The sequence below is a fragment of the Aquabacterium sp. UBA2148 genome (genome assembly GCF_002328915.1).
In the GTDB taxonomy this organism is placed as follows: domain Bacteria; phylum Pseudomonadota; class Gammaproteobacteria; order Burkholderiales; family Burkholderiaceae_C; genus Aquabacterium; species Aquabacterium parvum.
This window is the reverse complement of the sequence record NZ_DCXA01000203.1, coordinates 1-11,347: the sequence shown is the minus strand read 5'-3', so window position 1 is coordinate 11,347 and position 11,347 is coordinate 1. Positions and strand designations below refer to the sequence as shown.

The window sequence follows — 11,347 nt, the reverse complement described above, 5'->3', positions numbered from 1 at the left end:
GCGCGTGACGATGGCGGCCTGGAAGCCTGCGTCGCGCATCACGCGCACGGCGTTGGTCGGCATCAGCGGCGAGGTGAAACCGGTTTCGCCCAGCAGCGAAGCCGCCGTGCGCTCGCGCCCATGGTGACGGCACAGCCACAGCAGCGCGTCCAGCAAGGGGTCTTCCGCGCGCGCGTCCGCCGCCGTGCCCGGCACGGGCTCGGTGTTGCCAGGCGGCACCGTGGTGTCGGCCGGCAGCTCGGTGGGAGGGGCGCTGTCGGGCTGCGTCAAGGAAGGCTCCGTCGCGTCACTTCTTCGCTGAGGGGCCTTCAGGCCTCGCCCAGGGTGCCGGCCACGAGGGCCTCGAGTTGGGTTTCAAGGTCGCGCACCAGGCCCGGCGTGTCGAACAGTGGGGTCTGGAAGCGGTGCTCGGCCAGGTAGCGGCGGTGGCTGGCCACGCGCGCCGGCTCGCGGCCCAGCGTGATCGCCATGCGCTCATAGGCCTCGGGGCTGTCGGTCACCAGGTCGGGCAGGCCGACCGCGTGCAACAGGCTGCCCGCCATGCGCGACACGAAGGTGCGCCCCGAGCACGTCAGGATGGGCACGCCCATGAACAGCACGTCGTTGGCCGTGGTGCCCGCGTTGTAGGGGAAGGTGTCGAGGATCAGGTCGGCCGCCGTGAAGCGCGCCAGGTAGTCGGCTGGTGCCACGCGCGGGGCAAAGATCAGGCGCGCCGGGTCCACGCCATGGGCGCTGGCTTCGGCGCGCATGTTGGCCTCGGCCCAGCGGTTGTCGGCCAGCAGCCACAGCACGCTGCCCGGGACCTGCGCCAGCACGCGCATCCACAGCTGGAACAGCGCCTGGCCCATCTTGAAGTTGTTGTTGAACGAGCAGTAAACAAAGCCCTCTTCAGGCAGGCCACACTGCGCCCTCGTGGGCGACTCGGAGGCCACGCGTTGCCGGTCGCTCGACTGGAAGCACTTGCTCAGGTAGAGCGGCCGCTCGGTCATGTACGGCAGCAGCTCCGGCGGCATGACGAAGCGGTCGGCGATGACGCGGTCGATCGACGACAGGCCCGTGGTGCCCGGAAAGCCCAGGTAGGTCAGTTGATGCCGCGCAGGGCGCCAGCTCAGGACGTCGGCACGCGCACCCGAGGTCAGGCCCTGCAGGTCGATCAGCACGTCGATGTCGTCGGCAGCGATGCGGCGCGCCACGGCCTCGTCGCTCATGCTGGCCACGGGCACGTGGTGATCGAGCGATCCACGGATGCGGGCCTGCAGCGCGCTGCCGTCCTCGCGGCTCCAGCAGTAGGCAAAGGTCTCGAAGCGGCTGCGGTCGATCAGCTCGATGAGCTCGACCGTCAGCAACCCAACGGCATGCAGGCACAGGTCGCCCGACAGGAAGGCCAGGCGCAGCTTGCCGGGACGCTGGCGCACCGGGGCAGCCAGCTTGGTCGTCACCGGCTTGACGCGCTCGTGCACGAAGGTGCGCGCGGCCAGCAACTGCATGGCCGGGTCGTCGCTGGCGCCCAGCATGGCCAGCGGCGACGTGCCCAGCTGCAGCGCGCAGGGCGTCACGCCGGGCACAGGCGCATAAACGGGCCACTCGCACTGCTTCTGGCGGATGTGCACCAGGTGCTGGATGACCCGCGACTGATCCGGCTGCAGCAGCAGGCTGCGCTTCATCGCGGCTTCGGATTCGTCGTAGCGGCGCTGCTGCTCGAGCATGCGCGCGGAGTTGTTCAGGGCGTGCAGCGGCAGCTCCAGGTCCACCTGCTGACCTGCCTGGCCTTGCTGCGCTGAAAGCTGCAGCACCATGTCCCATGCTGCCAAGGCCTCGTCGTGGCGGCCCTGGTGCTCCAGTTGGTGGCCCAGGTTCAGGTGCGCCTGCATGAAGCCTGGCGCCAGCTGCAAGGCCTCGCGGTAAGCGGCCTCGGCGGCCACGTGCTCGCCCATGCCGCCCAGCACCGTGCCGTGGTTGAACAGCGCGATGTGGCGTTGCGGCGACTGGGTGTTGGCCAGCCAGGCCTCATAGAGGCCGCGCACGAGCTCGGCACGCGCCACCACTTCGGGGCGCTGCGCCACCTCCAGCAAGCTCATCAAGGGCATCTGACCCGAGCGGGCTTGCGCCAGCGCCTGCTCGAAGGCACTGGCGGCCAACGGCGGCTGCCCTGCCCCCTGGCGCATCAACTGATCGTCTCGGCTTCGGTCCATCGACACACGTCCTGTTCTGCCCCCTTGGCAGGCGCCATGGGGGATGTGTCGATGCTAGGCAAAGGGCCGTGGGGGCTTGAGCCGGATTACAGCGGCTGGAGGCGGCCAATTCTGGCCTCAGCCAACAAAAAAGCCCCACCAGCGTGAGCGAGTGGGGCTTTGTTGATTCTGGAGGCGCGGCCCGGAGTCGAACCGGGCTAGACGGATTTGCAATCCGGTGCATAACCGCTTTGCTACCGCGCCAGAGCTTGAAAAAAGGGAAGCCAAGTCAAACCGGGCTTCCCTTCGAATTTGGAGCGGGATAAGAGACTCGAACTCTCGACCTATACCTTGGCAAGGTATCGCTCTACCAACTGAGCTAATCCCGCATGTGTTGCAGCGGCCAACAGCCCCTGCAACGCTCGCTTGGCTGAACTTTTCAGTCTTTGCCTTGATCGCGTCTGGTGTCGCGATCAGCGAAGAACGCAACTATACATCGAAATTCGCGGCTTTGGCAAGGTGTTGCAAGTTTTCATCGCTGTGGTGACGCGACACCCCGCCTGCGGTGGGCCACCAGGTCCAGCAGGCGGGTGTTGCACCTGGCCGGCTTACACTTGCCGCCCAGGCCCCGATGGTGAAATCGGTAGACACAGCGGACTTAAAATCCGCCGCTTGCTGAAAGGCAGCGTGCCGGTTCGACCCCGGCTCGGGGCACCAACACGCCCATGGCACCGAGGTGCCCAAACAAAAAGCCCCACCAGCGTGAGCGAGTGGGGCTTCGTTTTTCTGGAGGCGCGGCCCGGAGTCGAACCGGGCTGGACGGATTTGCAATCCGGTGCATAACCGCTTTGCTACCGCGCCAGGGTGTTGAGAGTATCCAGCAAAACCGGCGGCAGGTGCGCACGCCATCGACTTCACCAGAGAAAAAGGGAAGCCTTTTGGGCTTCCCTTCGGAATGTGGAGCGGGATAAGAGACTCGAACTCTCGACCTATACCTTGGCAAGGTATCGCTCTACCAACTGAGCTAATCCCGCATTTCGCAGGCTTCAGATTGCTCCTTCAGCCTGTCGTCTTCGCTTGCGTTGATCGCGTTTGGCGCGTGATCAGCGAAGACCTGAACTATAGCGCGTTTTTAGCGCCTTCGTCAACGTGCTCTCAAAATTTTCAGTGTTTGAGCAACTCGTTGCTGACGGGCGACGCCGCGGCGTCCGGTTTGGCTTCCACCACCTTGGCTTCGTCTTCCGGCAGCGGCGTGGGCTGACGCTCCAGGGCCACCTCGAGCACCTTGTCGATCCACTTGACCGGCACGATCTCGATCTGGCTCTTGACGTTCTCAGGGATCTCGGCGAGGTCCTTGACGTTCTCTTCCGGGATCAGCACCGTCTTGATGCCACCACGGTGAGCCGCCAGCAACTTCTCCTTCAGACCACCGATGGCCGTGACCTCACCGCGCAGGGTGATTTCACCCGTCATGGCGACATCGGCGCGCACCGGGATGCCCGTCAGAGCCGACACGAAGGCCGTGGTCATGGCCGCACCGGCGGACGGACCGTCCTTGGGCGTGGCGCCATCGGGCACGTGGATGTGGATGTCGCGCTTCTCGAAGAGGTCGTCCGTGATGCCCAGGCGGCGAGCACGCGAGCGCACCACCGAACGAGCGGCCTCGACCGACTCCTTCATCACGTCGCCCAGCTGACCCGTGCGGATGATGTTGCCCTTGCCCGGCATGATCGCGGCTTCGATGGTGAGCAGGTCGCCACCGACTTCCGTCCAGGCCAGACCCACAACTTGACCCACCTGGTTTTCCTTGGTGGCCTCGCCGTAGCTGTACTTGCGCACGCCCAGGAAGTCGTTGAGGTTCTCATCGGTGACGACGACCTTCTCGGTGTGCTGCTTGAGCGCAAAGCCCTTGATCACCTTGCGGCAGATCTTGGAGACCTCGCGTTCCAGCGAGCGCACGCCAGCCTCGCGGGTGTAGTAGCGGATGATGCCGCGGATGGCGCTTTCAGCGACCTCCAGCTCACCGTCCTTCACACCGTTGTTCTTGATCTGCTTGGGCAGCAGGTAGGTTTGAACGATGTGGACCTTCTCGTCTTCCGTGTAGCCGGCCAGGCGGATCACTTCCATCCGGTCCAGCAGCGCCGGCGGGATGTTCAGCGAGTTCGACGTGGCCACGAACATCACATCGGACAGGTCGAAGTCGACCTCGATGTAGTGGTCACCGAAGGTGTGGTTCTGCTCGGGGTCGAGCACTTCCAGCAGCGCCGAAGACGGATCGCCACGGAAGTCCATGCCCAGCTTGTCGATCTCGTCGAGCAGGAACAGCGGGTTGCGCACGCCGACCTTGGACAGGCTCTGCAACACCTTGCCCGGCATGGAGCCGATGTAGGTGCGGCGATGGCCACGGATCTCGGCCTCGTCGCGCACGCCGCCCAAGGCCATGCGCACGAACTTGCGTCCGGTGGCGCGGGCGATGGACTGGCCCAGCGAGGTCTTGCCCACGCCAGGGGGGCCGACCAGGCACAGGATCGGGGCCTTGACCTTGTCGACACGCTGTTGCACCGCGAGGTACTCGAGGATGCGTTCCTTGACCTTGTCGAGGCCGTAGTGCTCTTCGTTGAGCACGGTCTCGGCCAGGGCCAGGTCGTGCTTGACCTTGGACTTCTTGCTCCAGGGCAGGTTGACCAGGGTCTCGATGTAGTTGCGCACCACCGTGGCCTCGGCCGACATGGGCGACATCAGCTTGAGCTTCTTGAACTCGGCGTCGACCTTCTTGCGTGCCTCCTTGGGCATGCGGGCCGACTCGATCTTCTTGGCGATTTCTTCGAGGTCAGCGCCCTCTTCGCCTTCACCGAGCTCCTTCTGGATGGCCTTGACCTGCTCGTTGAGGTAGTACTCGCGCTGCGACTTCTCCATCTGGCGCTTGACGCGACCACGGATGCGCTTTTCGACCTGCAGGATGTCGACTTCGTGCTCGAGCAACTCGAGCAGCTTTTCCAGGCGGGCGGACACGGTCACCAGGTCGAGCACCGACTGCTTGGCTTCGAGCTTGAGCGGCAGGTGGGCGGCGATGGTGTCGGCCAGGCGACCGGCGTCGTCGATGCCGGAGATCGAGGTGAGGATCTCGGGCGGGATCTTCTTGTTGAGCTTGACGTACTGGTCGAACTGCTGCGTCACGGCGCGGCGCAGGGCCTCGACCTCAGGCGTGACCTGGGCCTCGGGCGGCACGGGCACGACCACCGAGGTGAAGAACTCACCACTGTCGTCGATCGATTGCGTGTTGGCGCGCTGCACGCCTTCAACGAGCACCTTCACGGTGCCGTCGGGCAGCTTGAGCATCTGCAGGATGCTGGAGACGCAGCCGACGTCGAACATGTCGTCGGCCTTGGGCTCGTCCTTGCCGGCGGCTTTTTGCGCCACCAGCATGATCTGGCGGCCGGACTCCATGGCCGACTCGAGGGCCTTGATGGACTTGGGGCGTCCCACGAAAAGCGGGATGACCATGTGCGGGAAGACCACGACATCGCGCAACGGCAGCAGCGGCAGCGAGATGGGATCGGAAGGAAGAATGGGGTGTCCAGACATGATGGGCTCACTTTCTCTGAAGCCCACTTGGGGCCTCAGTGGCTAAACACAAGGGCACCGCGAAAACCCGTTTGGAAAAGGTTCTCAGCGGTGCCCCACGGAGCGCATTCAATCGCGCTCAGGCACTGGCCTTGGCCTGTTCCCGATACACCAGCAATGGCTTGGCGTTTTCCTCAATGGTGGATTCATCCAGCACAACTTTTTGCACGCCCTCCTGTGTGGGAAGTTCGAACATGGTGTCCAGCAACGATTGCTCCAGGATGGAACGCAGGCCACGGGCACCGGTTTTGCGCGCCAACGCCTTGCGGGCGATGGCGGCCAGGGCGGCCGGCCGGATTTCCAGCTCGACACCGTCCATGTTCAGCAACTGCTGGTACTGCTTGACCAGCGCGTTCTTGGGCTCGGTCAGGATCTTGACCAGGGCATCTTCGGTCAACTCGCCCAGCGTGGCCACCACCGGAAGGCGCCCCACCAATTCGGGGATCAGACCGAACTTGATGATGTCTTCGGGCTCGACCTCGCGGAAGACCTCACCGGCCTTGCGATCGTCCTTGCTCTGAACCGATGCGCCAAAGCCGATGCCCGACTTGATCGAGCGATTCTGGATGACCTTTTCCAGGCCATCGAACGCACCGCCGCAGATGAACAGGATGTTGGTCGTGTCGATCTGCAGGAAGTCCTGGTTCGGGTGCTTGCGGCCACCTTGCGGGGGCACCGAAGCCATCGTGCCTTCGATGAGCTTGAGCAGGGCCTGCTGCACGCCTTCACCCGACACGTCACGCGTGATGGACGGGTTGTCGGACTTGCGCGAGATCTTGTCGATCTCGTCGATGTAGACGATGCCGCGCTGGGCCTTGTCCACTTCGTAATTGCAGTTCTGCAGCAGCTTCTGGATGATGTTCTCGACGTCTTCACCCACGTAACCGGCTTCGGTCAGCGTGGTGGCGTCGGCGATCACGAAGGGCACGTTGAGCAGTCGGGCCAGGGTCTGGGCCAGCAGCGTCTTGCCGGAGCCCGTGGGGCCGATCAGCAGGATGTTGCTCTTGTTGAGCTCGATGTCAGGCTTCTTGCCGTCGCCCGAGCCCATGTGCTTGAGCCGCTTGTAGTGGTTGTACACGGCCACCGACAGCGTGCGCTTGGCCGTGTCCTGACCGATCACATACTGATCGAGGCTGGCCTTGATTTCGCCGGGGGTGGGCAAATCGCCGCGCGAGGGCCTGGTTTGCTCGGACTCCGCCGCCACTTCGTCGCGGATGATGTCGTTGCACAGGTCAATGCACTCGTCGCAGATGAAGACCGACGGTCCGGCGATGAGTTTTTTGACCTCGTGCTGACTCTTCCCGCAGAAGGAGCAGTAGAGGATTTTTTCGCTGGAAGAGCCTTTTTTGTCTGCCATGGTGCAGGCCTGTCAGGTGTCGGCAAGGGCCGGAAAAGAGGATTGCGGAGAGGTGGTGCTCAGCCGCGCTTTTCCAGCACCTTGTCGATGAGTCCGTAGGTGGCGGCCTCTTCGGCCGTCATGTAGTAGTCGCGTTCGGTGTCGTTCTGGATTTTCTCCAGAGGCTGGCCGGAACGCTCGGCCAGGATTTTGTTGAGCTGCTCGCGGGTTTTCAGGATCTCGCGGGCATGGATCTCGATGTCGGTGGCCTGACCCTGGGTGCCGCCCAGCGGCTGGTGGATCATGATTTTGCTGTTGGGCAGCGCGAAACGCTTGCCCTTGGCGCCAGCGGCCAGCAGGAAAGCGCCCATGGAAGCTGCCATGCCCATGCACAGGGTGGACACGTCGGGCTTGATGAAATTCATCGTGTCGAAGATCGACATGCCTGCGCTGACGGAGCCACCGGGCGAGTTGATGTAGAACGAGATGTCCTTGTCGGGGTTCTCGCTCTCGAGGAACAGCATCTGGGCGACCACCAGGTTGGCCGTGGCGTCGTTGACGGGGCCGACCAGGAAGATCACGCGCTCGCGCAGCAGGCGGCTGTAGATGTCGTAGGCGCGCTCACCGCGACCCGATTGTTCGATGACCATGGGCACCATGCCCAGGTTTTGAATGTCCAGTGCGCTCATGTGCTTCCTTGTACGCGTCGGTGCTGAGGCCCTGCCGTGGGCAATGGCCTCGGTTGAAATCATTATGACGTGCGATGCGGGTGCGCCGAAGGCCGGAAAAGGCGTCGCTACCTTGACGTCGTTTTTCCGTTGCGCGCAAACAGCGGGGAAAAACACCGCCGTGGCCTGTCAGCCTCAGGGAATTTCCCGTGACGAAATCCTCAGATCGCGCCCCGGAAGGTTGCACAAAACAAAAGGCACCGGCAATCACTCAGGATTGCCGGTGCCTTGGGCTGAACCGCAACTGAAACCCGCCCAGGCAGGTTTCGGTCAGGCGATCAGGCGCCTTGCTGGCCCATCAGCTCTTCGAAGCCCAGGGCCTTGTCGGTCACCTTGGCCTTGGACAGCACGAATTCAGCCACATTGCCTTCGATGACGACGGCTTCGACTTCGGCCATGCGCTGGCGGTCGCTCATGTACCAGGCCACCACTTGGGCGGGCTGCTCGTAGCTCTGGGCCAGTTCCTGGATGTGCGCTTGCAGTTGCTCGGGCTTGGCCTGCAGGTTGTTGGCCTTGACCAGCTCGGCCACGGTCAGGCCCAGGCGCACGCGGCGCTCGGCCTGGGGCGTGAACATCTCGGCGGGGATCGGGGCCTTGTCGGCGTCAGGGATGCCGCGCGACTTCAGGTCGGCGCGAGCGGCCTCGACCATGCGGTCGGTTTCGGCGGCCACCAGGGACTGGGGCAGGTCGAAATCGACGACCTTGAGCAGGGCTTCCATGACGGAGGCCTTGTTGCGAGCCAGGACGCGGAACTTGACCTCGCGCTCGAGGTTGCGCTTGACGTCGGCGCGCAGGGCTTCGACGGTGCCTTCTGCCAGGCCCAGGGACTTGATGAAGTCCTCGGTCAGCTCGGGCAGGTTCTGCTGCTCGACCTTCTTGAGGGTGACCAGGAAGTCGGCTTCCTTGCCGGCCACGTCCTTGCCGTGGTAGTCCTCAGGGAAGGCCAGGGGGAAGGTCTTGGAGTCGCCGGTCTTCATGCCGCGAACAGCCTTCTCGAAGGCTTCGAGCATCTGGCCTTCGCCAACCAGGAACTGGAAGCCCTCGGCCTTGCCGCCGTCAAAGGGCACGCCGTCGATCTTGCCTTCGAAGTCGATGGTGACGCGGTCGCCGTCGGCGGCGCCTTCGGCAGCCGGACGCTGGGCGAAGGTGCGGCGCTGCTTGCGCAGGATCTCGACGGTGCGGTCGATGGCGGCGTCGTTGACCTCAGAGCTCACGCGCTCGACTTCGGCGGCGGTCAGGTCGCCGATGGTGACTTCGGGGTAGACCTCGAAGGTGGCGTCGAACTGGAGTTGGCCTTCAACGGGGCCGCCTTCCTTTTCGGCGATGCGGGGCTGACCGGCCACGCGCAGCTGCGCCTCCTGGGCGGCCTTGGCGAAGGCTTCGCCAAGTTGGTCGTTGATGACTTCGTACTGGACGGAGTAGCCGTAGCGCTGGGCCACGACGTTCATCGGCACCTTGCCGGGGCGGAAGCCGTCGGCCTTGGTGGTGCGAGCCAGCTTCTTGAGGCGGGCATCGACTTCGCTCTTGAGGGCATCGGCTGCCAGCGACAGCGTGATGCGGCGCTCCAGCTTGTCGAGGGTCTCCACGGTGATCGCCATGATTTGAACTCTCTGCAAAAGGTAAAAAGAAAAGGGTTGTCTGTGGTGCGCGGGGGGGGACTCGAACCCCCACACCATTGCTGGCGTCAGGACCTAAACCTGGTGCGTCTACCAATTTCGCCACCCGCGCACAGACAGCGGAAGGTTCGTCGGCACGCCCCTGGAAACTCCAGGAGCGCCGGCCGGCGAACCAGGTGATTCGGTCGGAACCTGGGATTCTACTGCGGTGCGGGCCCCGTTTTGCCCGTGGCGGGCCAAAGGAAAACGCGCAGCCGCAGCCTTCAGGTGGCGGCCTCCTCGGGACGGCGCACCCTGAACCAGGCCGCGTACATGGCCGGCAGGGCCAGCAGGGTCAGCAAGGTGGCCACGATCAGCCCGCCCATGATGGCCACGGCCATCGGGCCCCAGAAGACGCTGCGGCTGAGCGGGATCATGGCCAGCACCGCCGCCGCCGCCGTCAACACGATGGGGCGGAAGCGCCGCACGGCCGCACCCACGACGGCATCCCAGGCCGGCACGCCGCGGGCGCGGTCCTGCTCGATCTGGTCGATCAGGATGACGGAGTTGCGCATGATCATGCCCATCAGGGCGATGACACCCAACAGCGCGACGAAGCCGAACGGTCGGTTCAGGGCCAGCAGGGCCATGGCCACACCCGCGATGCCCATCGGGCCCGTCAGGAAAACCAGCATGGCCCGCGAGAAGCTCTGCAGCTGCAGCATCAGCAAGGTGAAGATGATGAACAGCATCACCGGCATGTTGGCGAAGATGGAGCCCTGCCCCTTCGAGCTTTCTTCGGCGGTGCCGGCCAGCTCGATGCGGTAGCCCGGCGGCAGCTCGGCCTGCATGGCCTGCAGCTTGGGCCACAAGGCCATGCTCACCGTCGGCCCCTGCACACCGTCGCGGACGTCGGCCTGCACGGTGATGGCGAAATGGCGACCTTCGCGCCACAGCACGCCCGCCTCCCAGACCAGCTTGGGCTTGGCCACCTGCAGCACCGGGATCATGCGACCCGTGGCGCTGGGCACGTAGGCGTTGTCCAGGGCTTCGAGGGTCAGGCGCTCGGATTGCGGCACGCGGAATTCGATGTCGATGAGCCGATCGCCCTCGCGGTACTGCGCCAGCGTGGCGCCCGATGTCAGGATGCGGCTGGCCTGGGCGATGGACTGCGAGCTCACGCCCAAGGCGCGGGCCTTGTCCTGGTCCACAGACAACCTGATGGCCTTGACCGACTCGTTCCAGTTGTCGTTGACGCCGTGCAGGTCGGGGCTGGTGCGCAGCACGTCCTTGGCGCGGTCGGCGATGCCGCGCAGGATGGTGATGTCTTCTCCCACGATGCGGAACTGCACCGGGTAAGGCACGGGCGGACCGTTGGGCAGCAGGCGCACGCGACCACGCACCTCGGGGAACTCGGTGGCCAGGATTTCCGGCAGTGCCTTGCGCAGGCGTTCGCGCTCCTTCGGGGTTTCAGGGATCAGCACGACCTCGCTGATGTTGCTCTGCGGGAAGATCTGGTCCATCGGCAGGTAAAAGCGCGGCACGCCGCTGCCGATCCAGGTGCTGACGGTCTTGACGCCCGGCTCCTTGAGCATGCGGGCCTCGAAGCGCCGAGCAACGTCTTCGGAGGCGCGGACGCTGGCGCCCTCCTCCAGCCACAGGTCGACGATGAGCTCGGGGCGGCTGGAGTCCGGGAAGAACTGCTGTTGCACCTTGCCCATGCCCATCACGCCCAGCACCAAAGCGGCGATGGTCAGGCCGATGGTGGCCCAACGGTGCTCGACGCACCAGTTCACCAAGCGCTTGAAACGGCCGTAGAACGGCGTGTCGTAGAGGTCGTGGCTGTTGCCCTCGGCCACCTTGGGACGAGTCTTGAGCAGCAGCAGGCCCAGG

6 protein-coding genes, 6 tRNA genes and 1 pseudogene are annotated in these 11,347 nt (G+C 64.5%); 1 reads left to right on the top strand and 12 read right to left on the bottom strand.

Going from position 1 to position 11,347, the window contains the following annotated elements; all coding sequences use genetic code 11:
- The 4 genes and pseudogenes from B2W70_RS11305 to B2W70_RS11290 all read right to left on the bottom strand — a co-directional run.
- Positions 1-270, bottom strand: a pseudogene (locus B2W70_RS11305) (hypothetical protein); the annotation flags it as partial.
- Between the two features lie 38 nt (positions 271-308).
- Positions 309-2,192, bottom strand: coding sequence for a tetratricopeptide repeat protein (locus B2W70_RS11300; protein WP_286745754.1), 1,884 nt, complete (start codon positions 2,190-2,192; stop codon positions 309-311).
- 169 nt (positions 2,193-2,361) lie between these two features.
- Positions 2,362-2,435, bottom strand: a tRNA-Cys gene (locus B2W70_RS11295).
- Between the two features lie 49 nt (positions 2,436-2,484).
- Positions 2,485-2,560, bottom strand: a tRNA-Gly gene (locus B2W70_RS11290).
- Between the two features lie 236 nt (positions 2,561-2,796).
- Here B2W70_RS11290 and B2W70_RS11285 point away from each other — a divergent pair.
- Positions 2,797-2,888, top strand: a tRNA-Leu gene (locus B2W70_RS11285).
- 70 nt (positions 2,889-2,958) lie between these two features.
- Here the strand turns inward: B2W70_RS11285 and B2W70_RS11280 are convergent.
- The 8 genes from B2W70_RS11280 to B2W70_RS11245 all read right to left on the bottom strand — a co-directional run.
- A tRNA-Cys gene (locus tag B2W70_RS11280) sits at positions 2,959-3,032 on the bottom strand.
- Positions 3,033-3,129: 97 nt separating this feature from the next.
- A tRNA-Gly gene (locus tag B2W70_RS11275) sits at positions 3,130-3,205 on the bottom strand.
- A gap of 130 nt (positions 3,206-3,335) precedes the next feature.
- The gene (gene lon, locus B2W70_RS11270; RefSeq protein ID WP_286745752.1) at positions 3,336-5,756 is read right to left on the bottom strand and encodes an endopeptidase La; all 2,421 of its coding nucleotides are present in this window, start codon (positions 5,754-5,756) and stop codon (positions 3,336-3,338) included.
- 118 nt (positions 5,757-5,874) lie between these two features.
- Positions 5,875-7,152, bottom strand: coding sequence for an ATP-dependent Clp protease ATP-binding subunit ClpX (gene clpX / locus B2W70_RS11265; RefSeq protein WP_058089067.1), 1,278 nt, complete (start codon positions 7,150-7,152; stop codon positions 5,875-5,877).
- Between the two features lie 59 nt (positions 7,153-7,211).
- On the bottom strand, positions 7,212-7,820 hold the full coding sequence (gene clpP, locus B2W70_RS11260; protein ID WP_058089068.1) for an ATP-dependent Clp endopeptidase proteolytic subunit ClpP: 609 nt from the start codon (positions 7,818-7,820) through the stop codon (positions 7,212-7,214).
- Between the two features lie 317 nt (positions 7,821-8,137).
- On the bottom strand, positions 8,138-9,457 hold the full coding sequence (tig, locus tag B2W70_RS11255) for a trigger factor (RefSeq protein WP_058089069.1): 1,320 nt from the start codon (positions 9,455-9,457) through the stop codon (positions 8,138-8,140).
- 43 nt (positions 9,458-9,500) lie between these two features.
- Positions 9,501-9,587, bottom strand: a tRNA-Leu gene (locus B2W70_RS11250).
- Between the two features lie 151 nt (positions 9,588-9,738).
- A partial coding sequence (locus B2W70_RS11245; RefSeq protein ID WP_286745749.1) for an efflux RND transporter permease subunit occupies positions 9,739-11,347 on the bottom strand: 1,609 nt, incomplete at its 5' end.

Bases quoted from the DNA above. Each gene is read 5' to 3' on its own strand.
- B2W70_RS11300 (WP_286745754.1), bottom strand. From the start codon at position 2,192: ATGGACCGAAGCCGAGACGATCAGTTGATGCGCCAGGGGGCAGGGCAG.
- lon (WP_286745752.1), bottom strand. From the start codon at position 5,756: ATGTCTGGACACCCCATTCTTCCTTCCGATCCCATCTCGCTGCCGCTG.
- clpX (WP_058089067.1), bottom strand. From the start codon at position 7,152: ATGGCAGACAAAAAAGGCTCTTCCAGCGAAAAAATCCTCTACTGCTCC.
- clpP (WP_058089068.1), bottom strand. From the start codon at position 7,820: ATGAGCGCACTGGACATTCAAAACCTGGGCATGGTGCCCATGGTCATC.
- tig (WP_058089069.1), bottom strand. From the start codon at position 9,457: ATGGCGATCACCGTGGAGACCCTCGACAAGCTGGAGCGCCGCATCACG.